The organism is Leclercia sp. EC_58, assembly GCF_019584355.1.
Taxonomy (GTDB): Bacteria; Pseudomonadota; Gammaproteobacteria; order Enterobacterales; family Enterobacteriaceae; genus Enterobacter.
The window spans coordinates 284,250-308,761 of the sequence record NZ_VDAM01000001.1; the positions used below are offsets into that span (position 1 = coordinate 284,250).

The window sequence follows — 24,512 nt, forward strand, 5'->3', positions numbered from 1 at the left end:
CGTCCTTACAGATGGCGGCAGAAGCCGCCGGAAACGTCCAGCGCGGCGCCGGTGGTAAACGAGGCCAGCGGCGAGGCGAGGAACAGCAGCGCCTGCGCAGGCTCCTGCGGCTTGCCGAGGCGCGCCATCGGGATGCCGCGTTTGCGCGCGATCTCCGCCGTCCACTCCGGCCAGCTCTGGCTTTTGTCTGTACGGTTTTCAAAGCGGCGCTGCCACTGGCCGGACTCCACCATGCCGAGCAAGATGGAATTCACCCGAATGCCTTTCCCCACCAACTCTTTCGAGAGCGTCAGCGTCATATTCAGCAGCGCGGCGCGGGCGGCAGAGGTGGCGATCATGTGCTCTTCCGGCTGCAGCGCCAGCAGGGAGTTGACGCAGGTGATGGAGGCGATGTCGGACTGCTCCAGCAGCGGCTGAAAGGCCTGCACCGGGTTGATCACCCCGAACAGTTTCAGCTCGGCTTCGTGCAGCCACGCCTCACGCGGCGTGTCATGGAAGTGCGCCACGTAGCCCTGCCCGGCGTTGTTGATCAGCATATCCGCCGCACCAAAGCGCGCCTGAACGGCATCCGCAAAGGCTTGCACCTCATCGGCTTTCAGCACGTCGCAGCGGTAAGAGAAAATCTCCCCGTCCGGGTATTCGTTGTGCAGCGCCGCATGGGCGCTGGCGAGCCGGTCCGGGTCGCGGCCACAGAAGGCCACTTTAGCCCCCTCGCCCAGCAGCAGGCGCAGCGTTTCAAAGCCAATGCCAGAAGAACCGCCGGTGACGACCGCTATGCGCCCATCAATTTGTGCATTCATCGCGCACCTCTTCGTTAATGCGTAAAAGCTGTTGGTTAAAAAACGCGTCGTTATCGAGATAGCTGGCGTGACCGGCCTGCGGAATGGCGATAAACGGCATGGCGTAGCGCAGCGCCAGTCCCGCTACCCGTTCAGGTTCCGTGATCGCATCCTGCTCACCACACCAGACTTCAAATTGGCCTGTGTAGCGTTTCAGCCAGCCGTGAATATCGTCGTGCGCCAGCATCCATGCGGCAGCGAGGTAGCCCTCCGGGCGCAGCTTGCGCATTCCCGCCGCGACGCAACTGACATCCTCCGCCCGCGCACCGGGACGCAGCAGCTTCGCGGCGCGGGTCTGGGCGAGGATTTCGCCGCCCAGCGCCATCTGCTGCTCGCGGTTGCGCCAGACCTGCTCCCGCTGCTCCGGCGCGGCCTGGCCGTAGCCCTGTGCGGCATCCGCCAGCACCAGATGGATAACGCGTTCCGGGAACTTCGCCGCAAAAGCACTGGCGACCAGCGCCCCCAGAGAGTGCCCTACCAGCACCGCCTGCCAGACGCCCGCCCGATCGAGCATCGCCGCCAGCGCGTCGGCGTAATCTCCGGCGTTTGCCCGTTCAGCTGCCAGCATCGGGCTTTCGCCATAGCCGGGCATGTCCCACGCCAGCACCCGAAAACCGTTCAGCGCCATCTGCTTATGCCAGGAGGCGGCGCCGGAGCTGATGCCGTGCAGCAACATCAGCGGAATGCCGCATCCCTGTTCACGAAATTCCGTCATCGCGCACCCCTTAGTTCCGCTTCACTTTTGAGAGCGGATGATCGGCCGGGTAGGTCGGGATTTCCGGCTTGTTAGTGCCCAGCATGACGCACATCAGCGCCTCTTCTTCCCCGTGGTTAAACAGGCCGCGATAGATACCCGGCGGGACGGAGATGAGGTCACGCTCGCGCAGCACGGTTTCGGTGTAGTTGTCGCCATCCTGGATCATCAGCGTGATCTGCCCTTTCAGCATGAAGAAGACCTCTTCCACATCGTCATGCAGGTGCAGCGGCCCTTCGCACTTCGACGGCAGCACCATGGTGGAGAAGGTAAAGTGATCCGCCTGCACGGTGTTGGTGTCGTTCGCCACGCCGGTGGCACCGGTGCCGATGTAGCGCATCTGCGCCCGGCGGTATTTCGGATCAAAATCGGCCTGAAACTTCAGCGCGTTCCAGTCATATTTGCGCCCTTCGAAGCGCGCGATGCGCGACTCGACCCACTCCTCCATCGTCAGGTGGTCAGGTTTGATGCCAGATTTGTTGGTTACGGTTGAATCAGTCATGACACTCTCCTCAGTAACGTCTCAGCAGCGGCAGTAACAGGACGCAGCCCACCGCCGCCATCACCGCCAGAAAAATCAGCCCGGAATCCATGCTGTGGGTGAAGGCGATTAACGCGCCCATCACCGCCGGCGACAGCGCGCCCGCAAAGTTTCCCAGCCCGTTGAAGATGCCGCCCGCCGTGGCGCTCACCCGGGGATGGGTGGCCTTTGCCAGCAGGGCGAAAATGTTGGGTGCGCCGGTGCCCCACATAAAGGTGCTGAAGCTCATCGCCGCGATGATGGCCAGCGGGGTGTCGAGCTGCATGACCGCTGCCAGCCCCACCGCCGCCCCCGCCATAGAGATAAAGCAGGCCGCGGCGCGCTTATCGACCCGATCAGAGAGCCATGCGCCAATCACTTCCCCCGCCAGCATGGCGATAAACGGCATCGACGACAGCCAGCCCGCGTGCTCCAGGTGGATGCCTTTGCCCTTGATGAGGTAGCCCGGCAGCCAGCCGTTGATACCCCACAGGTAGGTCAGGAAGGCGATGTTAAAGATGCAGATGATCCAGAAGTGCGGACTGACGAACAGCTCGCGCCGGGCCGCGCGGCGCTCATCCTGCGACGCCTGAGTGGTGGCCGGTTTCGCATCCAGACGGATCCCCCGCAGACCGATGCGCACAAAAATAAGCACCGGCACGGTCAGCATCGCCATCACGAAGAAGGTGCTCTGCCAGCCGAAGGTATTCAGCAGCCAGAGGGAGAGCGGGAAGCCAATCGCCGCCCCTACCGGAGTGCCCAGCAGCCACAGCATGGTGGCGCGCGCCTGCAGATGCTGCGGGAAGTTGTGGCGCACAATGGCGAAGGCCAGCGGGAAGAGCGGCCCTTCTGCCACCCCCAGCAGGATGCGCAGGACAATCATCAGCGTGTAGTTATGGGTAAAGCCCATCGCCACCATCAGCACGCACCAGATCACCATCATCCCGGTGAGCAGGCGCAGCGGGGCGATTTTGTCCCCCAGCCCGCTTAAAAAGACCGATGAAAAGCCGTAGCTCAGCAGGAAGGCGCTCATCAGAATGCCGAGGCGCGTGGTGTCGAAATCGATGCCCATCGCCTGCTGGAAATGGCCGTCAGAAAACAGCGCCGCAATACTGATTTTGTCGAAAAACGCCAGCAGCACGCAGGCCAGCAGCGCCAGCGGGATGGCCCAGCGCACCGCTTTTTCAGGCGTGCGGGTTCCCTCACCGCTCGCCTCAACAGGCGCGGTGTTGGTCTCTAATGTGGTCATGTCTCCCCCTACGGGTGCGGGTTAGCTATCGCAATGACATCAGTGAAAAGGTCGGGTCGCTGAGCGGTACGTCTGACAGATCCCTTCCCGCCGCCATCCAGCGCTTCGCCAGCTTGACGGTGCGCGCATCGTTGAACGCCACCAGCTGCGTCAGCCGCCCGTTCGCGTCGAGCGAGAAGAACAGCGAATCGTCCCGCACTATCGTGCTGCTGTCCGGCTGCGGAATGCCGAGGATCTGGATATTGTGCTGATATTGATCCGACCACAGCCACGGCGCGTCGTCGTAACCTGGCGCATCGGGGTTGAGCATCGCTTTCGCCGTCGCCACCGCCTGATTCTGGGCAAAGGCCCAGGACTGGATGCACAGGCCGTAGTGATGATGCTGGGCCACATCCCCGGCGGCAAAGATGAACGGATCCGCGGTGCGTCCCTGGGCATCCACCACGATCCCGCGTTCGGTTTTAAGCCCGGCGTTGCGCGCCAGCTCCAGGTTGAGATCGACACCGATCCCCACCACCACTGCATCAAAGGTTTCACGCTGGCCGTCGCAGTGGATGACCGGCAGACCGTTATCCTCTTCCAGCTCCAGCGCGCCGCAGCCGGTACGGATCGCCACACCCTGCTCGCGATGAATTGTTGCTAAGCGCTGCGAAACCTCGCCACTCACCGAGCGCATGCACAGGGCGGGCTGCTGCTCGAACAGGGTGACCGCTACACCGCTTTTGCGGGCGGAAGCGGCAATCTCCAGGCCGATCCAGCCCCCGCCGATAATCGCCAGGGTTTTACTTTCCGCCAGACGGCTCTTCAGGCGCTGCGCGTCCTGCCAGTGGCGCAGGGTGTAGACCTGCGGGTGCGCCCCCCACGCCTCACCCGGCAGGCGCGCCCGCCCTCCGGTGGCCAGTAAAAGCATGTTGTAACTAAGATGCTCGCCGTTGCTTAAAACAACCGCTTTCGCTTCACGGTCAATGGAGTCAGCCCGCAACGGACGATACCAGGTCAGGTTCAGCGCCTGCTGCGCCTCTTCGGAAAAGAGTCGCGGAAGCGCCGCGTCTGGTTGCAAAAGAGAGGCTTTCGACAGCGGTGGCCGTTCATAGAAATCCCACTCCTCTTCCGCCACCACGCAAATCTCGCCGTCGAAGCCCTCGTCGCGCAGGGTTTTAGCCGCCCAGCCGCCCGCCTGACCGCCGCCGATAATGACAATGCGCGACGTCATACCGCCTCCGGTTTTTTCTGCTGGCGGCGCGTATCGTGGTCGATCCCGCCTTCCACCGCCCATTCGGTAAAGGAGACCAGCGAGTGCTCCAGCTCGCGCGGCTGCCAGTTTTCGGTCAGGTAGTCGTCATTGGTGTAGTACTCAAACGCGCCGCCGGTCGGGCTGTTGACGTACCAGAAGTAGGCCGACGAGACCGGATGGCGGCCTGGCCCAATAAAGGTGCTCCATTCATTTTTATTCATCGCGATACCGCCGCCGATCACCTCGTGGATATCGCGCACGGTAAAGGCCACGTGGTTCAGGCCACGCTTACGGTTCGGCAATTGCAGCAGGAACAGGTTGTGATGCCCCCCACGCACGCCGCAGCGCAGGAACACGGCGCGATTGATGTAGCGGTCAGAGACCTGGAAACCGAGCACTTCGCGGTAGAATTTTTCCACCGCCGCCAGCTCCTCCACAAAGAAGACCACGTGGCCAACGTTGATGGGCTGGGCGCGGTCGTAAACCGGGCTGGGGGTGTCAATCCGGCGGGCATCGCCCCACTGGTTGATCGGCTCGACGTTCAGCTCCACGTCGGTCTGCTGGCTGACCTGCACGCGCAGGGTCATGCCGTTCGGGTCAAGACACTCCAGGGCATCACCCACCTCGCGGAAGCCGGGCTGCCCGGCAAGCTTCGGGCGCAGCGCGTCCAGATCGTTCTGGGTCGCCACCCCCCAGGTCATGCGGCGCAGGGTGTTACCCGCTTCAAACGCCGGGGGCAGATCGGGGCTGTCGATCGGGTTAAGCTCCACGCGCGCGCCGCTCAGGGTGGTAAAACGCTGGCCGCTGGCATCGCCCGTCAGGCCAAAATCACGCATAAATTTGGCGCAGTGCGTCAGGTTCTCAACGCCAAATTCCAGCTTTTCAATTCCGGTTACACTCATCGTTCGTTGCCTCATCTGGCCCAAATTGGGCGTAAAACATGCCCGACGCAGTGAAGCGCCTGACGTTAACTCACTGATTTAACTGGCCTGTGATAAATACCCTAAGAAGCCAGAAATTTTATCCGCCGCCAGACGAACGTCGTTTTGCAGACGTTCGCGGTCGGTTTGCGGGATCTCTTCCGCCGGCACCAGGATGCTGACCACCGCCGCCACGCGTCCGCTTCGGTCATACACCGGGTAGACGATGGAGGAGATGCCGTGGCGGAAGAAGGATTCGCCGATCACATACCCACGGGCTTTGTCCTGCTGCACCATCTGCCACAGGGCTTCGCGGTCATGAAGCTGCCCCGGCGTGTTGCCCGGCAGGCGCTCATGCGGGAACAGCTGTTCAAAATCGGCGCGGGAAATATCGGTCAACAGCATGCGGCCGAGCGAGGTGCAGTGCACCGGCAGACGGGTGCCGATACTGACCTGATTGATGCGCGACCCGGCGGCGCTGACGCGGGCGATGTAGATGATGTCGCGCCCGTCGCGGATCGCCAGATGGCTACTGCACTGGCTGACGTCGCGCAGCTGTTCGATAACCGGCTGGCCCACCTGGGCCACATCCAGCGAGGCGATGTACTCAAAGCCCAGACGCAGCACGTTCATGCCCAGCGAGAAGGTATTGGTGCGTGTGTTGCGCTCCAGAAACCCCATATACTCAAGCGTCTGTACCACGCGGTAGGCGGTAGCCTTCGGCATATCCACCAGCCGGTGCAGCTCGGCAAAGGTCAGATCGCGATGCTGCTCGCCGAAGGCCAACAGCAGCTGTAAACCGCGCTCCAGCCCCGGCACCAGATACTTCACTTCCTGATCGTTTGCCATAATCGCCAACCCTTAGTTAAAGACAAAACCGCCGTTGACCGGGATAAGCTGCCCGGTGATGAACCGCGACAGATCGCTTAACAGCCAGACCACGCTGCCGGTGACATCTTCCGGCTGCTGCGCCCCCGTTAACGCCCGGCCATTTTCATAGAGCTGATGCCGTTCGGCGGGCACATATTCCGTCGCCTCAACGCGGGTTAATCCCGGCGCGATGGCGTTAATACGAATACGCTTTTCACCCAGCTCCCGCGCCATTGAGCGGGTCATGGCAATCACGGCCCCCTTACTGGCGACATAGGCCATCAGGCGCGGCGCGCCCCACAGGGCGGTATCGGAGGCTACGTTGACAATTCCCGCCCCTTCGCGCAGCAGCGGCACGGCGGCGCGGGTGACCAGCCAGGTGCCTTTGACGTTGACGCGCATTACCCGATCCCAGAGATCCGGATCGTAATCGAGCATGTTTTTGCCGCCGACGCCGGTCGCCATCGCCGCGTTGTTCACCAGACCGTCAATCTGCCCCTGCTCGCCAATGGCGCTGAACACCTGTTCGATGGAATGCAGATCGGCCAGATCGATAACGTGCGATTCGATCGCATAACCCTGTTCGCTCAGTCCGTGGGCGCTTTCAGCCAGCTCGCCTTTCAGAATGTCGCACATCACCACCGCCGCCCCCTGCTCCGCGCAGGCTCTGGCGAAGTGGTAGCCCAGCCCGCGCGCGGCACCGGTCACCACGATGCGTTTTCCGCTCAGCAGCCCGTTCATCAGGCGGCTCCCTGCTGCGCGTCGCGCATCGCCAGCTGCTCTTTCGCAGCTTTTTGCATCATGCGGCGCAAGCGGGAGAGGCCGACGTCATGCTGGTAGAGGTATTCATGGTCGCGGGCGTTTGGCGCCATGCTTTCCAGCACCACGCGATCCTGCTCCAGCACTTCCCAGTGCAGTTTTTCCAGACGGTTGCGGTACATAAAGCGCCACATATCGCGTTGCCAGCCCTGCACGCGGCGGATGCGCCAGAAGAAGACGCGGCAGTTGTCGTTATCTTCCGGCACTACCATACCGACGATAAAGAAGTGGCCGCCCGGTCCGAAACGCTTCCTATAAGGAATGGAGAGGCGCATCCAGCAGGTGCCGCTGTTGCCCAGCTCCACCCAGTCGAAGTTGACGCCGCTCTGCCCTTTTTTCTCAAAGATGAAGCCGGTTTTGGTCGGCTGGAGCACCATGTCGGCCTTGCGGTCCCCTTCCGCCATCGAGTGCGAGGAGGAGTGCAGATAGGTGCCGTGCATCGGGTCCATCACGTTTTCCAGCGCGTACTGGTAATTGCATTTCCACCCGGCGGTGCAGAGGAAGTTGCTGAAATTTTCCGTGTCGGCGAGTTCATCCGGGAAGGTCAGCTCGTCCGGCTGCTGATCGGCGGTGACGCCAAACCACAGGAAGATGGCGCCGTGCGCCTCCTGCACGTTATAGCTGCGTACGCATTGCTGGCCGACCAGCGGACATTTGTCCACCGCAGGCACATCTTTCACTTCGCCATTGCCTGCCACTTCCACGCCGTGATACCAGCAGGCGATGCGGTCCCCGAGATTCCAGCCCATCGACAGGCGCGCGCCACGGTGCGGACAGCGGTCCTCCAGCGCCTGGACCTGACCATCTTTGTTGCGCCAGACCACAATCTGCTCCCCCAGACGGGTAATGCCCACGGGCGCAGACTGCACTTCCCAGCTCGCCAAAACCGGATACCAGAGGCCGCGCAGACCCTTATCGAGATAATTTTGTACGGTAGTCGTCATCGCGTTGTCCTCAGTAGCCGTTAACCTGTAAGAATGCCTGGAAGCTGGCGTCGCTCCACGGCTCGCCCTGCTGATCGTGCATCCGCACCGCGTTCAGCCCCTTCACCAGCTCCGGTAAGGTTTCAATGCCCTGTTCGAAGAGATCTTCCAGCGTCGCAATCAGCTTCACTTCCCAGCTTTCCGGCTCGCGGCTGCGGGTCTGCCAGATCAGATTCTGATATTCGCCCGGCTTATGAATGGCGCCGTTACCGCCCTCGGCTGGCGGGGTAAACTGGCGGCTTTCGGGCAGTGCCGGGTTGAAATTCAGGGTGTCGCTCATGCCACGGTCTCCTCGACGAAGGTAATCTGGATTTGATTTTCAAAGACCCGAACCGGGTAGCGGTTGAGGTTGCGACCACCGGGGCCATGCAGACACTGGCCGGTTTTGACGTCAAACACCGCCTCATGCAGCGGGCATTCCACTTTGCCATCTTCCACGAAGCCCTGGCTCAGCAAGGCATACGCGTGCGGGCATACGTCTTCCAGCGCGTAATATTCGCCGTCAATCAAATAAACGCCGATCTCTTTGCCTTCGACGTTGCCGCTAAAAGGGAAATCTTCCTGTACTTGTTCTGCGTCACATACGCCTATCCAGCTCATCGCGATCCTCCAGGCTTTTGTTTCATATATGAAACTCTGTTTCTTATTTAATACGGTCAATATAAAAGCGATGAATGTTTCGTCAAGCGTTAATGTGACGAATTTGTTAACCGACAGGTAATTAATTAACTAAGTGTGCAAAGGATCACGAAAAAATGCAGCGATATGAAATTTTCATTATTACGGCGTGAATGAATACGATTTACCGATGAGGTTAAATTTAAATAAAGAAATATTGACTTCTTTTACTTTTGTTACCTAAAAATAAAACAACTGAAAATCTCAGTGTTTCACCTGTGAAACAGATCTAAATTTTATTGTTTATAAACAATGAGTTTCACAGGTGAACCATTTTAGCTCCGTGACAATCACGCAAATAAAAATAAAATTACACGCATGTATAAGGCAGGCATTATGACGGCAAGATGGCAAGGCATAATTGCATTGTTATTACTCATTATTATTTCCTACGTCGACCGGGTGAATATCTCGGTGATGATTTTAAACCCAGAATTTGCCGAGCATTTTCGGTTAAATGAAAACAGAATGTTACAGGGAATGTTAATGACCTGCTTTCTGCTGGGTTATGGATTTTCCGCTTTATTATTAACTCCTGTTATTGAAAGCAAACTTCATTATCGGCAGGGGTTGTTAAGCAGCATTGCGATCTGGGCCCTGGTCTGCGCTGTTTCGCCATTGCTGGGCTCGCTAATGGGGATGCTTATCGCCCGCCTGGTGCTGGGCATTGCCGAAGGTCCGCTCTTTTCCCTGAAAACGCGCTTTATCAGCGATAACTTCAGCGCGGAAGAGATAGGCAAACCCAACGCCGTCACCGCGCTGGGCGTCTCGCTCGGGCTGGCGGTGGGCTTTCCGCTCGTCACCTGGCTGATGGCACATCTGGGCTGGGCGGGTTCGTTCTATGCGCTGGCGGCAATCAATTTGCTGCTGGGTGGCGGGTTAATCTGGCGCTTCCTGCCCGCACCGCGCGGTGCGGTGAAGATGAAAAAACCGGGATTTGTCGAAACCTTTACCCTCGCCTGGCAAACGCCGCTGCTGGGCTGGATTTTACTGGTTGAAATCGCCACCCTGAGCTATCTCTGGGGAAGCAGTGCCTGGCTGCCCGCGTGGCTGCGGGATGAACACCACTTCTCCCTTCACGCGACGGGCTGGCTTGCGGCGATCCCCTTCCTGCTGAGCCTGGGTTCAAAGTTCCTGGGTGGTGTGCTGCTCGATAAAATGCGCCCGGACCAGGCTCCGGTACTCTTTGTTGTGGGCGGCGCGTTGACCGCGTTGTCAGTGGTCGCGCTGATGCTCAGCCATCAGCCGGTATGGCTGGCGCTGTTTATGCTTTCCGCCAATATCTTCTGGGGGCTTCAGGGGGCCGCCATTCCTGCCGTGATCCAGCATCACGCCGCACGAGAAGCGGTGGGCAGCGCCTACGGGATCATTAATGGGATTGGCAATATCTGCGCGGCGTTTATTCCGCTACTGATGGGGATGGTGATGAAATCGGCCGGGTCGGTCAGCTCCGGTTTTTCGGTGCTGGTGGTGTCGCAGGTTATCACCCTGCTGGCCGGGGGAATGTTGCTGCTGCGCATGCGTCGCGCAGCAGCAATCAGCGCCTAAGGCTTACTCGCCTTTTTTCGCCGCCTGGATGTAGAGCATCTCCAGCGCCAGGGTCGCTGCGGCCAGCGCAGTGATCTCGGACTGATCATAGGCAGGGGCCACTTCAACGACGTCCATACCGACGATGTTCAGATCCTTCAGGCCGCGCACCAGTTTGATGGCGCGGTCTGAGGTCAGGCCGCCGATCACCGGGGTACCGGTACCTGGGGCAAAGGCGGGATCCAGGCAGTCGATGTCGAAGGTCAGGTAGACCGGCATATCACCGACGATCTGCTTAACCTGGGCGATGATGTCATCCACGCCGCGATCGTTCACCTGGCAGGCATCCAGCACGGTGAAACCATTGTCTTTGTCGAATTCGGTACGGATGCCGATCTGCACGGAGTGGTTCGGATCGATCAGACCTTCCTTCGGCGCGGTGAAGAACATGGTGCCGTGGTCAAATTCACAGCCGTTCGCGTAGGTGTCGGTATGCGCATCGAAATGCACCAGCGCCATCTTACCGAAGTGCTTCGCGTGGGCGCGCAGCAATGGCAGCGTCACGAAGTGGTCACCACCGAAGGAGAGCATGCGCTTGCCGGCAGCCAGCAGTTTTTCTGCGTGCGCCTGCAGTTTTTCACTCATTTCACGCGCGTCGCCGAAGGCATATACCAGGTCACCGCAGTCCACGACGTTCAGGCGCTCGCGCATGTCGAAGTTCCACGGGAAGCGGTTATGCTCCCAGGCGAGGTTGGTGGAAACCTGACGAATGGCCGCCGGGCCATGACGGCCACCGGCACGACCGGATGTCGCCATATCAAATGGTACGCCGGTGATCACCCAGTCCGCATCGCTGTCGTAAGGCTGGAAGTTCATCGGAAGGCGTAGAAAACCAAAGGCATTGGAAACTAACGAGTTGTCGTACTGGTGACCTAAGGTGCTCATGGCAAAAACCTCATATTCGTCGCTATAAAAAAACCCTCCCGCGTCGTTAGCCCGACGAGGAAGGGTTAGATTGGAAAAAGGCAATAAAAAGAATTATCGCCGTTAATCTGCGCAGGTTCAAGTCAGGAAAAATGATCCCCCCACTTCACCCCTTATAAGCGACGCAACCGCTCGATCAGCGGACCGGCCTCTTTAATCAGCGTTGCCGTTGACGGCTGGCACAGACACTCCAGCGAAACCGCACCCTGATAGTTGGCCGCTTTTAGCGCCAGATAGATGTCGTCAATCGGCAAATGGCCATAGCCCGGAAACGCCCGGTTAGAGTCGGCAAAATGCACATGCCGCAGCCGGGAGCCCAGCAAGGCTATCGCGTCGGTGAAATCGCGATCCTCAATATTGGCATGGAAAATATCCCATAACACGCCGACATTTTCCGGTGCGTCGCAGAAGCTCATAAACGCCATCATATCCGCCGCGCTGTGCAGATGCGCGATTTCATAGCGATTGAGGGCTTCAAGGACCAGCGTCACGCCGCACCGCTTCGCCTGCTCCACGCACGGCGCCATCGCCTCCGCCAGCGCATGCATATACTCGGTTTTACTCAGCATCCTGTCCGTTGCGCGCAATGAGCCTATGGTGACATGGCTCGACAGCTGCGCGGCGGCGTCAATATGTTCCGCCAGGCGCCGTTGAGTACGCAAAACCACCGCCCTGTCGCTGGAAAGTAAAGAGAGGCCATCGCGCTTGCGGGCCTGGCCCGTGGCAATAGTCGTACACCCCAGCCGGTAGTCATCCAGCCGCTTTTTCAGCCATGAGACCTCCATGCCTTCATAATCATTGATGCACAGTTCGGCGGCGTCGAAGCCGCTTTGCGCCAGCCACGCCAGTCCCTGTTCAAAGTCCTGCGGGGTAAAAGGCGAAAAAAGCGTTTCATAACGGCAGGTTAGCGTTGCGCTAAAGGTAATCATATCCTTCCCCATCATCTGTGAACCGGTATCGTCGGGTTAGCGCATTGCTCTGCCCAGGATGCGTTCGGCATTACGGGAGAAGCTTTTCGCCGCCTGCTCTACCGTAAGGGTGCCCTGGTCGATATTTTCAATGGTGTTGTGCCAAAGCTCGACAAACTGCGGGTTATCGAAATAGGGCGAGGTGGGGATGTTATGGGGCAGTGCCAGAGAGGCGTTGATCCCGGCCACGGTAATGTTGTCCTTTTGGATCACTCCCTCTGCCTCCAGCTGCTGCGCGGCCTTTTTACTCAGCGGCGTGCCGCGCTCCAGCCCCATCGCTTTGACGCCCTGCGGATCGTTCATTAAAAAATCGATCAGCTTCGCCGCCTCCTGTGGGTGCTTCGTCGATTTCCCCACGCTGAACATCATTGTCGGCTTGAAGAATAATCCGGCATCTTTCGCCCCCGGCAGCATAAAGAATGGCCCCAGCTCCAGCTTGTTATAGGGCGCGGTCAGGTTGTTTTCATACATCACGGCATTCGTATTCCACATATAGATGCCACCCCATTTCCCCTGGATCCAGGGCTTCATCTCCCAGGTATTACTTTTGCCGTAAGAGGAGAGTACCCGCATGGAAGGGAAGACGTGGCTGTCGACAAGATCTTTATACAGCTGGAAGAACTCCACCCACTGCTGCGGGGTATAGTTGAACTTGCCCGTTTTCTCATTAATCGCCGGAATCGCGTATTTCTGCACCATCCAGGACTGTACCAGCGTCAACGACTCCATATAGTCGAGTACTAGCGGATATTTCTCTTTGTCTTTTGCCTGAAACGCTTTCCCGGCCGCCATCAGCTCCGGCCAGCTCTGCGGATAGCTGACGCCCATCTCCTGCCATAATTTCTTGTTGTAGTAGAAGCTGCGTGCCGTCACCGCCACCGGAATGCCGTTCAGCTTGCCGTTGACCGTGGTGGTGCTCAGGGACTGAGGGTCATATTGCCCGAGGTCGAGCACCGCTTTCTGGCTGTAGAGATCATAAAAGCCGTTGCCGTCCCGGGAAAAAATAGGCAGCCAGTTCCAGTTGGTCTGAATGACATCCGGCTCGTTGCCGCCCGCAATCTGTACGGTCAGGCGCGAGAGGTATCCTTCCCACCCGGCGTATTCGGCCTTCACCTTGATATCAGGATATTTTTGCTCAAACAGCTTAATGGCGTTCAAGGTCGCCTGGTGGCGGCTGTTTCCTCCCCACCAGGAGATACGGATTTCCGCCGCCTGCGCCGCCGCAAGGCAGGAGCAGGCAAGCAATAATGAGGCGCTCAGGCAAGCGTTACGTTTCTTCATCGTTTGCTCCTTATTAAGCCTTAATGTTTTGCAAAACCTCAGGCGGGATCTCGGCCAGATAGAGCGCCGGTTTACCGTCTTTATCCGTGCTGAACAGCACCGCTTTTTCGTCGGGCGTAAACGAGGGGTGCGGATGCGTTACCTGGCGATCGCCGTCCAGCACCTGCCAGGAGGAGCTGTGACGGGCGATTTTGTAGGCTTGCTTTTTCCGCAAATCAAATAACCACAGGTAGGGATCGCTGGTATCGCCATAGCCGGAGTTATCGGCGATATCAATGGGCACGCCGGAACCGTCGCCTACGGCGAGGGAGCCATCTTCGTTACTCATGACGTGGGAACAGGGGGGCATCGCCATCAGGCGTTCGTCCTGGCCGCTCTGGCCGTCAATACGGCATAAATAGCGCACAGGGCTGTTTTTCACATAGGTGACGTACATCATCGCCGAGCCATCCGGCACCCAGAATTCATGGGTATAGCTTTCGCCGGGAGCGGGCTGTCTGGCTTTACGAATATTGCTGCCATCTTCGTCCATCAGCCACATACGGGCATCGACCCGGTCCAAAGGCCCCTCGTGGCAGAAGGCCACGGTGTTGTCATCAAAGGGTCGATAAATCGGATGCCCCAGCCACTGATTCTCCTCCAGCAGCGTGGTTCTCTCCCCTGTATGCAGATCGATGCGGATAACCCGACAGCGCGGCTGCTCGGCCCAGAAGGTCTGGAAGACGGTCCAGTCGCTAATTGGTCGCCAGCTGTCGCGATGGATCTCCACGCCGACAAGCTTATTGCAGGCGCTGTTCGCCACCCAGGTGCCATATCCCACCCACTCTTCCGGCACTTGATAAACGATCTCTTCCTGCAGCGTCGACAGATTTACCCGCATTAAATTGCGTTCGCTTTTGACATAATAGAGCGAGGTTTCATCCGGTGATAAAAAGCCGCCAAAGGTATTATCGCCCGCGCCTTCCGTTAATTGCGTTGCTATACCCGTCGCCAGATCCAGCAAATAATAGTTGCGGTTAACATCGAACTCACCGGCAAAAATTAATTTCCTGCCACCATCAATAAAACATTTCTGGTAAAAGTAATTACGATGACAAATAACATCAACAGGCGTGAAGCGGGTAACTTTAGCGCCGGTATCCTCATCGATATAATGTTCAAAATGTAATTGTACCTTCATACCTTTCGCCATGGGAACTCCTCCTGTCAGGGCATAACAATCTGGCCTGCAGATGACACACGTTTTTAGCGCATTCGAGCAGGCTCACACTTTTTTTCTTACGCCAGCAGCGGCGTTTGATCTTTGCGGGGATCGCATCTAGCATGCGTTTTTTATCGCTGCGGAATGCGTTTAATGAATACAACGACGCCTTACCTGTTAATGGAATTTAATTCACCTGAAATATGGCGCTGGGCTTTTATTGAAAAAGCGGTACGACTGGCCACAGGCTATGGTTTTCAGGGCATTATTATTCACCAGCAGTCATTATTAGCGCGTCTGGCTCCGCCTTCACCACATTGTAAAGGCGCCGATTTAATTAATCTCACTATCGCCCAGGAAAATGCCATTATTTATTTACGCAAAGTGGGCGACTATGTTCAACGTCATAATTTGCAGCTTTGGTTACAGGGAGAAGCCACCCCTAATAGCCAGGAATTAAAAGCGAAATTCCCGGAGTTTTTTCTTTCTGAAAATAACGAATCCCACTTTATTCACGCTTTTTTTCAGAACGTCATTCCGCACATTCTCGCCGCGTTGCCCACCGTTCGCGGTCTGCGCCTGTCGTTATCCACGCCCGACGTCAGCACCGAAAACTGGATTAGCGCATTAAAGGCGTTATATAAGGGCATCCGGCAACTGGGACGCCAGCTTATTTTACGCGATTACCAGGACAAAACCTGGCCCCGGCATATGCTGCGGGAAGCGCTGGAGGCCCTGCCCGGCGACGTTCGCGCCTCGGTTAAAGCAACCGAACTCGATTACCGTCCCGGCTTTGCCGGTAATCCCAATCTGCTCAACATTCGCCATAACCAGAAATGGCTGGAGCTGGATCTCTGGGGGCTGGAATATGGCTGGACGCTGCTGCCCTGTTATCTGCTTGACGAAATCCAGCAGCGCCTTAGCTGGCTTAATCAGTTCGACAGTACGCCAGAGGCCATCACCGTCCGCGTCGACTGGGAGTGGCTGCCAGACCTGACGCTGGAGGATTCCGTTAACGAGCTTAATTTATCCGGCCTCTCCCGGCTGATCCGCGAGCCAGAGGTCACCCCCCGTCAACTGATCGCTCCCTGGCTACAGCAACGCGCCCGCGCCCCTCTCACCCTGCCAACCCTTAACGCCATCAGCGATATTCTCGTCGCCAGCCACGAATGGAGCTGTAAAACGCCTACCCTACTGGGGCGGGTGCTGCAATCCCACAGCCGCCCCCCGGAAGATTTAGACCAGACCCTGCATCTGCTTCATCTTGATACCCGCGGCGCCAGCTGGACCCAGTCTTTTCAACCGCTGATGCCGAGCGACGATCCGGAGCTGGGCCACCAGCAGCGTCAGCTTATCGAGCTTGAGGACCAGCGTAGCCGCTTCCTAGCCGACTATATGTACAGCCGGGCATCTAATCTCCTGCCTGATAGCATGCTCACCGACGACGCCCGGCATATCCTCCTTTCCGGGGTAACCCGGGCGGTGAAATATAGCCATATCTACAGCGCGTTCACCCGGGCGCTGACGCTAAAACTGTGGCTGCGCAAATATGGCGAGCAAGCGGATGTCAGGGCGGAATTCACCGCGGCGCTGGCGCACTTTACGCATCAGAATCGCGAGCTTGAAACGTGGCTGCTTCAGCACGGCTCACAACACCCCTCCTCCTTCGCCACACTGCTCAATCCGCCACGCATCGCGGCGTTGATAGCAAGCCTGGCTCACGACTAAGCGATAGTGAAAGCATGGTGGCACAGGGGCGGGAAGTAAATCCGTCAGGCAAAAGGAAAAGAGCGGTTAGCGCAATCAGCGGTAGAAAAAGTGAGGCCGATCACGACCTGGGGAAATTTCAGGTGATCTAACTCACATTTGAGCGGCAGGATTTTGTGATCGCCATCGACTGGCTGGGGCAGGAAAAGCCCGGCGACGCAAACGTCGCCGGGCACTGTCATTACTCGTCTTCCAGATAGGTGTAACCGTACAGACCGGCTTCAAACTCTTCCAGGAACTGTCTCTGCAACGTATCGTCCAGGTCGGTCTTTTTCACCTGATCGCGGAACTGGGTCAGCAGTTTGTTCGGATCGAGCTGCACGTACTGCAGCATGTCCGCCACGGTGTCGCCCTCGTCAGAGAGCTCCACTTCCACATTGCCGTCAGGGAAGACAAACACGTCAACCGCTTCGGTGTCCCCGAACAGGTTGTGCATGTTGCCCAGGATCTCCTGATAGGCCCCGACCATAAAGAAGCCCAGCATAGGTGGGTTCTCCGGATCGTACTCCGGCATTGGCATGGTGGTGGCGATACCGTCACCGTCAATGTAGTGATCGATCGCGCCGTCGGAGTCACAGGTGATATCCAGCAGCACCGCGCGGCGCTCAGGCACCTGGTTCAGCCCTTCCAGCGGCAGGACCGGGAACAGCTGATCGATACCCCACGCATCCGGCATCGACTGGAACAGCGAGAAGTTGACGTACATTTTGTCCGCCATACGCTCCTGCAGCTCGTCGATGATAGGACGGTGCGCACGGTTGCTTGGATCGAGCTGTTTCTGCACTTCATGGCACATGTTCAGATAGAGCTGCTCTGCCCAGGCGCGCTCCTGCAGGCTGTATGTACCGGATGAATAGCCGATATGAATATCGTGCAGGTCCATCTGGCTGTCGTGCAGCCACTCGCGCAGGGAACGGCGGGTGCCCGGCTCGTGCATCTCCTGCCAGGTTTCCCACATGCTCTGCAGCGCGCGTGGCGCGTCGTCAGCAGGTGGTGTGGCTTCGGTGTATTCGTTGCGCTCAACGCCGATAATGTTGGAGACCAGCACCGTATGGTGCGCGGTCACCGCACGCCCGGACTCGGTGATCACCGTCGGGTGCGGCAGGCCGTGCTCTTCGCAGGCATCGCCGATAGCCCAGATAATGTTGTTCGCGTATTCGTTCAGGCCGTAGTTCACGGAGCAGTCAGACTTGGAACGAGTACCCTCGTAGTCCACGCCCAGGCCGCCGCCCACGTCGAAGCACTGGATATTTACGCCCAGCTTATGCAGCTCGACGTAGAAACGGGCCGACTCGCGTACGCCGGTGGCGATATCGCGGATGTTGGCCATCTGGGAACCGAGGTGGAAGTGCAGCAGTTGGATGCTGTCCAGACGACCACGCTCGCGCATGATCTCCACCAGCTGCAGAACCTGGTTCGCCGCGAGGCCAAACTTGGATTTTTCACCGCCGGAGGACTGCCACTTGCCGGAGCCCTGGGAGGCCAGACGCGCACGTACGCCCAGGCGCGGCACCACGTTCAGGCGCTCGGCCTCTTCCAGCACAATGTTAATCTCAGACATCTTCTCGATGACCAGATAGACCTTGTGGCCCATCTTCTCACCGATCAGCGCCAGACGAATGTATTCACGGTCTTTATAACCGTTACAGACGATCACCGAACGGGTCATGCCGGCATGGGCCAGCACCGCCATCAGCTCCGCTTTGGAACCGGCTTCCAGACCCAGCGGTTCGCCGGAGTGGATCAGGGATTCAATAACGCGACGATGCTGGTTTACCTTGATCGGATAGACCAGGAAGTAGTCGCCGTTATAGCCGTAGGATTCACGCGCGCGCTTAAAGGCGGCGTTAATGGAGCGCAGACGGTGTTGCAGGATCTGCGGGAAGCAGAACAGAGCGGGCAGACGCTGGCCCTGCGCTTCGCGTGCTTTTACCAGTTTGGCGAGATCGACGCGCGCTTCCGGTACGTCAGGATCCGGGCAAACGCTGATGTGGCCCAGCTCGTTGACGTCGTAGTAGTTGTTACCCCACCACGCAATATTGTATGTGCGCAGCATCTTGCTGGCTTCCTGGGAGCTCATCGCAACCTCCTGCATAGAACGTAGTACACCCTGTTCGCCCGCTGACGAAGGCGAAAACGAAGACATGTCGTCAGACATAGCGAACCTCAACTCTTACTATTAAGTGTAAAACAGTTGACTACTATCGCAGCGTCAATCTGCGATAACAACCCATTATCCGACCGGTTTTCCAGCACAGAATGCTGAAAGCCGGGCCGTGCGACCGGTTTCTTATTCATATCATTGTAAAACACGTATCCGAACTCTGTATGACAAGGTCCGGCGAAACCACGAGAAAACTCTTGTATTAACAAGAGCGCCCTTGTTCAGTCTTCACAAAGCGTAGTGCCTGCCCGGGAATCCTGAGAAGCGCCGAGATGGGTATAACATCGGCAGGTTTGCAGATTAGAAATGCGAATGGCGGGGAACATGTTCCGGCCTGAAAGGCAGAACTGAATTAGCGGAAAACGACGGTTCATTATCTCGTATCACCTCCACGCAAGCCTGATAAAACTCGCGACAAGTTAAAGCTAAAAGTTCACTGCTTTACCCGGCTGGAAGTGGCGACACGAAGAAACGTCGTGTGCTTTTTTGTATGAGCCGCGCGCCGCGTTTTATACCGACAAGACGCGGAAAATGCAAAATATAAATGCGGGCATTGACGCACCGTCAGCAAAAATTTCCAGCAGGGTTTTCAGGGGCGTGTGGATACATTCAAAAAAAGCTGGAAATCGGGCGAAGAAGTGACCTAAAATAGCCGTCCAGATGTTAATCCATCCATACCGATTAACACTCAGACTGCCAGTGTCACCATCTGCAAGTCCTGGTGGAAAAACCTGCCACGGCTATCCCACACGACAGTTTGAGCTAAACAAATTCTCCTTAGGTAAAATAAAACATGGCAAAACACCTGTTTACGTCCGAGTCTGTATCAGAAGGACATCCTGATAAAATTGCTGACCAAATCTCCGATGCCGTGCTGGATGCGATCCTCGAGCAGGATCCAAAGGCACGCGTAGCGTGTGAAACCTATGTCAAAACCGGCATGGTGATGGTGGGCGGTGAAATCACGACCAGTGCATGGGTTGATATCGAAGAGATCACCCGTAACACCGTACGTGAAATCGGCTATGTACATTCTGATATGGGCTTTGATGCCAACTCTTGCGCCGTCCTGAGCGCCATTGGCAAACAGTCCCCTGACATCAACCAGGGCGTTGACCGTGCCGATCCGCTGGAACAGGGTGCGGGCGACCAGGGCCTGATGTTTGGCTACGCTACCAACGAAACCGACGTGCTGATGCCAGCGCCAATCACCTATGCGCACCGTCTGGTGCAGCGTCAGGCTGAAGTGCGTAAAAACGGTACCCTGCCGTGGCTGCGTCCGGATGCGAAAAGCCAGGTCACCTTCCAGTACGACGACGGCAAAATTGTCGGTATCGACGCGGTGGTTCTCTCTACTCAGCACGCTGAAGATATCGAGCAGAAATCCCTGCAGGAAGCGGTGATGGAAGAGATCATCAAGCCGGTTCTGCCGACCGAGTGGCTGAATGCCTCTACAAAATACTTCATCAACCCAACGGGCCGCTTTGTTATCGGTGGACCAATGGGCGACTGCGGTCTGACCGGTCGTAAGATCATCGTTGATACCTACGGCGGCATGGCGCGTCACGGTGGCGGCGCCTTCTCCGGTAAGGATCCGTCTAAAGTTGACCGCTCCGCAGCCTACGCAGCACGTTATGTTGCCAAGAACATCGTTGCCGCAGGTCTGGCTGACCGCTGTGAGATCCAGGTCTCCTACGCCATCGGCGTGGCGGAACCGACCTCCATCATGGTTGAAACTTTTGGCACCGAAAAAGTGCCATCTGAGCAGCTGACCTTACTGGTGCGCGAGTTCTTCGACCTGCGTCCATACGGCCTGATCCAGATGCTGGATCTGCTGCACCCAATCTACAAAGAAACCGCTGCTTACGGTCACTTTGGTCGCGAACATTTCCCATGGGAAAAAACCGACAAAGCCGCCCTGCTGCGTGAAGCTGCCGGTCTGAAATAATCGACTGACCGCTTACTGAAAAAGCCAGCCTCGTGCTGGCTTTTTGTTTTTTAGGCCCCTGAATGCCCCGCCTGAAATCGCTTACATCGCGATAAAAACGCAGCCCTTTCGGAATACTCTCTTTGTCTGTCCCGCCCCTCTCACATACTTTTACAGCATCCCATTCAAAACTTTACATTCATAAAACAAAAAACCAACTGGAGGCTTCATGCCTGATAATAAAAAACAGGGACGGACGTCCAACAAGACGATGACATTCTTCGTCTGCTTCCTCGCAGCACTGGCAGGTTTACTTTTCGGCCTCGATATCGGCGTGATTGCCGGCGCCCTGCCGTTCATTACTGACGAATTCCAGATCGATTCCCATACCCAGGAGTGGGTGGTCAGCTCGATGATGTTTGGTGCGGCAGTCGGTGCAGTCGGCAGCGGCTGGCTCTCCTTCAAACTCGGGCGTAAAAAGAGCCTGATGATTGGCGCGATTCTGTTTGTCGCCGGTTCGCTCTTCTCTGCCGCGGCGCCTAACGTGGAAGTGCTGATTGCTTCACGTGTGCTGCTGGGCCTGGCGGTGGGTGTGGCCTCTTATACCGCGCCGTTGTACCTGTCTGAGATTGCACCGGAGAAAATCCGCGGCAGCATGATCTCCATGTATCAGCTGATGATCACTATCGGTATTCTTGGCGCCTATCTTTCTGATACCGCTTTCAGCTACAGCGGCGCATGGCGCTGGATGCTGGGCGTGATCATTATCCCGGCGGTGCTGCTGCTGATTGGCGTCTTCTTCCTGCCTGACAGCCCACGCTGGTTTGCGGCCAAGCGACGCTTTAACGATGCGGAGCGCGTGCTGCTGCGCCTGCGCGATACCAGCGCGGAAGCGAAGCGTGAGCTGGAAGAGATCCGCGAAAGCCTGCAGGTCAAACAGAGCGGTTGGGCGCTGTTTAAAGAGAACAGCAACTTCCGTCGGGCGGTGTTCCTTGGCGTGCTGCTGCAGATCATGCAGCAGTTCACCGGGATGAACGTCATTATGTATTACGCACCGAAAATCTTTGAGCTGGCAGGTTACAGCAACACCACTCAGCAGATGTGGGGCACCGTTATTGTCGGCCTGACCAACGTGCTGGCAACCTTTATCGCCATCGGTCTGGTGGATCGCTGGGGTCGTAAACCGACGCTGACGCTGGGCTTCCTGGTGATGGCGGCGGGTATGGGCGTACTGGGTACCATGCTGCATGTGGGTATTGACTCCACCGCGATGCAGTACGTAGCCGTCGGGATGCTGCTGATGTTTATCGTCGGTTTTGCGATGAGCGCTGGCCCGCTGATCTGGGTACTCTGTTCTGAGATCCAGCCGCTGAAAGGCCGCGACTTCGGTATTACCTGCTCCACCGCCACCAACTGGATCGCCAACATGATTGTCGGCGCAACCTTCCTGACCATGCTCGATACGCTGGGTAATGCCAACACCTTCTGGGTGTACGGCGGTCTGAACCTGCTGTTTATCGTGCTGACGCTGTGGCTGGTTCCTGAAACGAAACATGTTTCGCTGGAACATATCGAACGCAACCTGATGAAAGGTCGCCCACTGCGCGAAATTGGCTCCCACGACTGATCCGTCCGGCTTCCTCCCCTGCGGAGGAAGCCGCTTGCACCGCCTCGCCGCAGGCTCTATGCTCTGCTCCTATGAAAACACCCCGTCTCCCTATTGCGCTTCAGCAAGCCGCTATGCGCAGCCTGCGCGATAAACTGGCTCAAGCCAACCTGAAACTCGACCGGAACTACCCTGAACCTAAGCTGGTGTGGCAGCAGCGCGGCACCGCAGCAGGCACCGCCTGGCTGGACGCGTACGAGATCCGCCTTAACCCCGTTTTAATGCTGGAAAACCAGCAGGCGTTTATTGACGAGGTGGTGCCGCATGAACTGGCGCATCTGCTGGTATGGAAGCACTTTGGCCGCGTGGCGCCGCATGGCAAAGAGTGGAAATGGATGATGGAAGCCGTGCTGGGCGTACCGGCTCGCCGAACTCACCAGTTCGAGCTTGATTCCGTTCGGCGCAATACGTTCCCCTATCGCTGCCCCTGTCAGCAGCACCAGCTTACGGTGCGTCGCCATAACCGGGTGGTGCGCGGAGAAGCGACCTACCGCTGCGTCAAGTGCGGTGAACCCCTTATCGCCGAGTAAGCGGCAGAACAATCAGGAACATTCCTGATCTACCTGATTGCATACAGGAACAACTTTCGTTACGTTGCGGGCTCGTTTTGACACGGAGTTCACGATGTCCCGTAATTTCTCTCTCGCGGTCGCATTTCTGACGACGGCGTTCTCAGGCCATGCGCTGGCCGAAGGTATCCACAGTTTCTCTCAGGCAAAAGCCGCAGGCGTAAAGGTCAATGCAGACGTGCCGGGCGATTTTTACTGTGGCTGCAAAATTAACTGGCAGGGCAAAAAAGGGGTCGTGGATCTGGCCTCCTGCGGCTACAAAGTGCGTAAAAATGAGAACCGCGCCAGCCGTATCGAATGGGAACATGTGGTCCCGGCCTGGCAGTTCGGCCACCAGCGTCAGTGCTGGCAGGATGGCGGGCGTAAAAACTGCGCCAAAGACCCGATCTATCGCCAGATAGAGAGCGACATGCATAACCTGCAACCTGCCGTGGGCGAGGTAAATGGCGATCGCGGCAACTTTATGTACAGCCAGTGGAACGGCGGCGAAGGCCAGTATGGCCAGTGCGCCATGAAGGTCGATTTCAAGGAGAAACTTGCCGAGCCGCCTGCCCGCGCCCGCGGCAGCATCGCCCGCATCTACTTCTACATGCGCGACAGGTATCACCTCAACCTCTCCCGCCAGCAGACCCAGCTCTTCAACGCCTGGGATAAACTCTATCCGGTCACGGCCTGGGAGTGCATACGTGACGAGCGCATCGCCAAAGTACAGGGGAATCACAACCCTTACGTCCAGCGCGCTTGCCAGGCGCAAAAGAGCTAACCTACACTAGCGGCAACTGTTTCTTAGCGTCCCCCTCTCCCCTGTGGGATGAGGGGGACTCAGCTCTTGATGGATTTCTTAACTATGCGTGTTCCTCGTATTTATCACCCAGAACCGATTGCCGCTGGCAGCGAAATTGCCCTCTCGGAAGAGGCCGCCAACCATGTTGGCCGCGTGCTGCGCATGGGTGCAGGCCAGGCGATTCAACTGTTTGATGGTTCAAATCAGGTTTTTGACGCCGAAATTATCCGTGCCGATAAAAAAAGCGTGCAGGTCAGCGTCCTGCGTGGCGACATCGACGATCGTGAATCACCGCTGCATATCCATTTAGGCCAGGTGATGTCGCGCGGCGAAAAAATGGAATTCACCATCCAGAAATCGATCGAACTGGGTGTAAGCCTCATTACGCCACTTTTTTCTGAGCGCTGCGGGGTTAAACTGGATGCTGAACGTCTGAATAAGAAGCTCCAGCAGTGGCAAAAAATCGCCATTGCCGCCTGTGAGCAGTGTGGCCGCAACCGCGTCCCGGAGATCCGTCCGGCCATGGACCTTGAAGCCTGGTGCGCGGAAGAGGAGCAGGGTCTGAAGCTCAACCTTCATCCCCGCGCCAGCGCCAGCATCAACACCCTGCCGCTGCCGGTTGAGCGCGTGCGTTTGTTGATCGGTCCGGAAGGCGGCCTGTCGGCGGATGAGATCGCCATGACCGCACGCTACCAGTTTACTGATATTCTGTTGGGACCCCGCGTTCTGCGTACTGAGACCACCGCGCTAACCGCCATCACTGCCCTGCAGGTGCGTTTTGGCGATTTAGGTTGAAGCATTAACGGAG

24 protein-coding genes are annotated in these 24,512 nt (G+C 57.5%); 7 read left to right on the forward strand and 17 right to left on the reverse strand.

Features of this window, described 5'->3' with window-relative positions; all coding sequences use genetic code 11:
• Positions 1-5: 5 nt before the first annotated feature.
• The 11 genes from FHC51_RS01370 to FHC51_RS01420 form a co-directional block, all read right to left on the reverse strand.
• Positions 6-800 carry an SDR family oxidoreductase gene (locus FHC51_RS01370; protein ID WP_220434747.1) on the reverse strand — a complete coding sequence of 265 codons (795 nt, stop codon included), beginning with the start codon at positions 798-800 and terminating at the stop codon, positions 6-8.
• Positions 784-1,554, reverse strand: a complete 771-nt coding sequence (locus tag FHC51_RS01375; protein ID WP_220434748.1) for an alpha/beta fold hydrolase — start codon at positions 1,552-1,554, stop codon at positions 784-786. The genes FHC51_RS01370 and FHC51_RS01375 overlap by 17 nt, the downstream gene beginning before the upstream one ends.
• Before the next feature lie 10 nt (positions 1,555-1,564).
• Positions 1,565-2,095, reverse strand: coding sequence for a cupin domain-containing protein (locus FHC51_RS01380; protein ID WP_103822797.1), 531 nt, complete (start codon positions 2,093-2,095; stop codon positions 1,565-1,567).
• Positions 2,096-2,105: 10 nt separating this feature from the next.
• A complete protein-coding gene (locus FHC51_RS01385) occupies positions 2,106-3,362 on the reverse strand; it encodes an MFS transporter (RefSeq protein ID WP_156239732.1) in 1,257 nt (418 codons plus the stop codon).
• A 25-nt stretch (positions 3,363-3,387) separates the two neighbouring features.
• Positions 3,388-4,575 carry an NAD(P)/FAD-dependent oxidoreductase gene (locus tag FHC51_RS01390; RefSeq protein ID WP_220434749.1) on the reverse strand — a complete coding sequence of 396 codons (1,188 nt, stop codon included), beginning with the start codon at positions 4,573-4,575 and terminating at the stop codon, positions 3,388-3,390.
• Positions 4,572-5,498, reverse strand: a complete 927-nt coding sequence (locus FHC51_RS01395) for a VOC family protein (protein ID WP_220434750.1) — start codon at positions 5,496-5,498, stop codon at positions 4,572-4,574. Before FHC51_RS01395 ends, FHC51_RS01390 begins: the two co-directional genes overlap by 4 nt.
• A gap of 78 nt (positions 5,499-5,576) precedes the next feature.
• The gene (locus tag FHC51_RS01400) at positions 5,577-6,365 is read right to left on the reverse strand and encodes an IclR family transcriptional regulator (RefSeq protein ID WP_114316834.1); all 789 of its coding nucleotides are present in this window, start codon (positions 6,363-6,365) and stop codon (positions 5,577-5,579) included.
• Between the two features lie 12 nt (positions 6,366-6,377).
• Positions 6,378-7,127, reverse strand: coding sequence for an SDR family oxidoreductase (locus tag FHC51_RS01405; protein WP_220434751.1), 750 nt, complete (start codon positions 7,125-7,127; stop codon positions 6,378-6,380).
• The gene (locus tag FHC51_RS01410) at positions 7,127-8,149 is read right to left on the reverse strand and encodes an aromatic ring-hydroxylating dioxygenase subunit alpha (RefSeq protein WP_114316832.1); all 1,023 of its coding nucleotides are present in this window, start codon (positions 8,147-8,149) and stop codon (positions 7,127-7,129) included. Before FHC51_RS01410 ends, FHC51_RS01405 begins: the two co-directional genes overlap by 1 nt.
• Positions 8,150-8,159: 10 nt before the next feature.
• Positions 8,160-8,468, reverse strand: a complete 309-nt coding sequence (locus tag FHC51_RS01415) for a recombinase-like helix-turn-helix domain-containing protein (protein ID WP_103822804.1) — start codon at positions 8,466-8,468, stop codon at positions 8,160-8,162.
• A complete protein-coding gene (locus FHC51_RS01420; protein ID WP_013098654.1) occupies positions 8,465-8,788 on the reverse strand; it encodes a non-heme iron oxygenase ferredoxin subunit in 324 nt (107 codons plus the stop codon). Before FHC51_RS01420 ends, FHC51_RS01415 begins: the two co-directional genes overlap by 4 nt.
• 414 nt (positions 8,789-9,202) lie before the next feature.
• On the opposite strand from FHC51_RS01420, the gene FHC51_RS01425 reads away from it, so the two are divergent.
• Complete coding sequence (locus FHC51_RS01425; RefSeq protein WP_220434752.1) at positions 9,203-10,414, forward strand: MFS transporter; 1,212 nt, start codon at positions 9,203-9,205, stop codon at positions 10,412-10,414.
• A gap of 3 nt (positions 10,415-10,417) precedes the next feature.
• On the opposite strand, the gene speB is transcribed toward FHC51_RS01425, so the two are convergent.
• The 4 genes from speB to FHC51_RS01445 form a co-directional block, all read right to left on the reverse strand.
• The gene (gene speB, locus FHC51_RS01430) at positions 10,418-11,338 is read right to left on the reverse strand and encodes an agmatinase (protein ID WP_058608614.1); all 921 of its coding nucleotides are present in this window, start codon (positions 11,336-11,338) and stop codon (positions 10,418-10,420) included.
• Positions 11,339-11,490: 152 nt separating this feature from the next.
• Complete coding sequence (locus tag FHC51_RS01435) at positions 11,491-12,306, reverse strand: sugar phosphate isomerase/epimerase (protein ID WP_220434753.1); 816 nt, start codon at positions 12,304-12,306, stop codon at positions 11,491-11,493.
• A 36-nt stretch (positions 12,307-12,342) separates the two neighbouring features.
• Positions 12,343-13,626: an ABC transporter substrate-binding protein gene (locus FHC51_RS01440; protein ID WP_103176912.1), complete on the reverse strand. Its 1,284-nt coding sequence runs from the start codon at positions 13,624-13,626 to the stop codon at positions 12,343-12,345.
• A gap of 13 nt (positions 13,627-13,639) precedes the next feature.
• Positions 13,640-14,818, reverse strand: a complete 1,179-nt coding sequence (locus FHC51_RS01445; protein ID WP_220434754.1) for an oligogalacturonate lyase family protein — start codon at positions 14,816-14,818, stop codon at positions 13,640-13,642.
• 162 nt (positions 14,819-14,980) lie between these two features.
• Between FHC51_RS01445 and FHC51_RS01450 the strand changes: the two genes are divergently transcribed.
• Positions 14,981-16,555: a hypothetical protein gene (locus FHC51_RS01450; RefSeq protein ID WP_220434755.1), complete on the forward strand. Its 1,575-nt coding sequence runs from the start codon at positions 14,981-14,983 to the stop codon at positions 16,553-16,555.
• Positions 16,556-16,775: 220 nt separating this feature from the next.
• On the opposite strand, the gene speA is transcribed toward FHC51_RS01450, so the two are convergent.
• Together speA and yqgB are read right to left on the reverse strand one after the other, a co-directional pair.
• Positions 16,776-18,752 (reverse strand): biosynthetic arginine decarboxylase, encoded by a 1,977-nt coding sequence (gene speA / locus FHC51_RS01455; protein ID WP_114316826.1) that lies wholly within the window; start codon positions 18,750-18,752, stop codon positions 16,776-16,778.
• Positions 18,753-18,760: 8 nt separating this feature from the next.
• Positions 18,761-18,892: an acid stress response protein YqgB gene (gene yqgB, locus FHC51_RS01460; protein ID WP_139156299.1), complete on the reverse strand. Its 132-nt coding sequence runs from the start codon at positions 18,890-18,892 to the stop codon at positions 18,761-18,763.
• A 659-nt stretch (positions 18,893-19,551) separates the two neighbouring features.
• Here yqgB and metK point away from each other — a divergent pair.
• The 5 genes from metK to rsmE all read left to right on the forward strand — a co-directional run bounded on the left by metK (position 19,552) and on the right by rsmE (position 24,499).
• Entirely contained in the window at positions 19,552-20,706 is a 1,155-nt protein-coding gene (gene metK, locus FHC51_RS01470; protein WP_103822810.1) for a methionine adenosyltransferase, read from the forward strand.
• 208 nt (positions 20,707-20,914) lie between these two features.
• Positions 20,915-22,312, forward strand: coding sequence for a sugar porter family MFS transporter (locus FHC51_RS01475; RefSeq protein ID WP_103176918.1), 1,398 nt, complete (start codon positions 20,915-20,917; stop codon positions 22,310-22,312).
• Between the two features lie 71 nt (positions 22,313-22,383).
• On the forward strand, positions 22,384-22,881 hold the full coding sequence (locus FHC51_RS01480; protein WP_103822812.1) for a SprT family zinc-dependent metalloprotease: 498 nt from the start codon (positions 22,384-22,386) through the stop codon (positions 22,879-22,881).
• A gap of 94 nt (positions 22,882-22,975) precedes the next feature.
• Positions 22,976-23,683 (forward strand): deoxyribonuclease I, encoded by a 708-nt coding sequence (gene endA / locus FHC51_RS01485; protein ID WP_220434756.1) that lies wholly within the window; start codon positions 22,976-22,978, stop codon positions 23,681-23,683.
• Between the two features lie 84 nt (positions 23,684-23,767).
• On the forward strand, positions 23,768-24,499 hold the full coding sequence (gene rsmE / locus FHC51_RS01490) for a 16S rRNA (uracil(1498)-N(3))-methyltransferase (protein ID WP_103822814.1): 732 nt from the start codon (positions 23,768-23,770) through the stop codon (positions 24,497-24,499).
• Positions 24,500-24,512 lie beyond the last annotated feature (13 nt).

Coding starts and splice junctions, on each gene's coding strand:
- FHC51_RS01370 (WP_220434747.1), bottom strand. CDS start 800: ATGAATGCACAAATTGATGGGCGCATAGCGGTCGTCACCGGCGGTTCT.
- FHC51_RS01375 (WP_220434748.1), bottom strand. CDS start 1,554: ATGACGGAATTTCGTGAACAGGGATGCGGCATTCCGCTGATGTTGCTG.
- FHC51_RS01380 (WP_103822797.1), bottom strand. CDS start 2,095: ATGACTGATTCAACCGTAACCAACAAATCTGGCATCAAACCTGACCAC.
- FHC51_RS01385 (WP_156239732.1), bottom strand. CDS start 3,362: ATGACCACATTAGAGACCAACACCGCGCCTGTTGAGGCGAGCGGTGAG.
- FHC51_RS01390 (WP_220434749.1), bottom strand. CDS start 4,575: ATGACGTCGCGCATTGTCATTATCGGCGGCGGTCAGGCGGGCGGCTGG.
- FHC51_RS01395 (WP_220434750.1), bottom strand. CDS start 5,498: ATGAGTGTAACCGGAATTGAAAAGCTGGAATTTGGCGTTGAGAACCTG.
- FHC51_RS01400 (WP_114316834.1), bottom strand. CDS start 6,365: ATGGCAAACGATCAGGAAGTGAAGTATCTGGTGCCGGGGCTGGAGCGC.
- FHC51_RS01405 (WP_220434751.1), bottom strand. CDS start 7,127: ATGAACGGGCTGCTGAGCGGAAAACGCATCGTGGTGACCGGTGCCGCG.
- FHC51_RS01410 (WP_114316832.1), bottom strand. CDS start 8,149: ATGACGACTACCGTACAAAATTATCTCGATAAGGGTCTGCGCGGCCTC.
- FHC51_RS01415 (WP_103822804.1), bottom strand. CDS start 8,468: ATGAGCGACACCCTGAATTTCAACCCGGCACTGCCCGAAAGCCGCCAG.
- FHC51_RS01420 (WP_013098654.1), bottom strand. CDS start 8,788: ATGAGCTGGATAGGCGTATGTGACGCAGAACAAGTACAGGAAGATTTC.
- FHC51_RS01425 (WP_220434752.1), top strand. CDS start 9,203: ATGACGGCAAGATGGCAAGGCATAATTGCATTGTTATTACTCATTATT.
- speB (WP_058608614.1), bottom strand. CDS start 11,338: ATGAGCACCTTAGGTCACCAGTACGACAACTCGTTAGTTTCCAATGCC.
- FHC51_RS01435 (WP_220434753.1), bottom strand. CDS start 12,306: ATGATTACCTTTAGCGCAACGCTAACCTGCCGTTATGAAACGCTTTTT.
- FHC51_RS01440 (WP_103176912.1), bottom strand. CDS start 13,626: ATGAAGAAACGTAACGCTTGCCTGAGCGCCTCATTATTGCTTGCCTGC.
- FHC51_RS01445 (WP_220434754.1), bottom strand. CDS start 14,818: ATGGCGAAAGGTATGAAGGTACAATTACATTTTGAACATTATATCGAT.
- FHC51_RS01450 (WP_220434755.1), top strand. CDS start 14,981: ATGAATACAACGACGCCTTACCTGTTAATGGAATTTAATTCACCTGAA.
- speA (WP_114316826.1), bottom strand. CDS start 18,752: ATGTCTGACGACATGTCTTCGTTTTCGCCTTCGTCAGCGGGCGAACAG.
- yqgB (WP_139156299.1), bottom strand. CDS start 18,892: ATGAATAAGAAACCGGTCGCACGGCCCGGCTTTCAGCATTCTGTGCTG.
- metK (WP_103822810.1), top strand. CDS start 19,552: ATGGCAAAACACCTGTTTACGTCCGAGTCTGTATCAGAAGGACATCCT.
- FHC51_RS01475 (WP_103176918.1), top strand. CDS start 20,915: ATGCCTGATAATAAAAAACAGGGACGGACGTCCAACAAGACGATGACA.
- FHC51_RS01480 (WP_103822812.1), top strand. CDS start 22,384: ATGAAAACACCCCGTCTCCCTATTGCGCTTCAGCAAGCCGCTATGCGC.
- endA (WP_220434756.1), top strand. CDS start 22,976: ATGTCCCGTAATTTCTCTCTCGCGGTCGCATTTCTGACGACGGCGTTC.
- rsmE (WP_103822814.1), top strand. CDS start 23,768: ATGCGTGTTCCTCGTATTTATCACCCAGAACCGATTGCCGCTGGCAGC.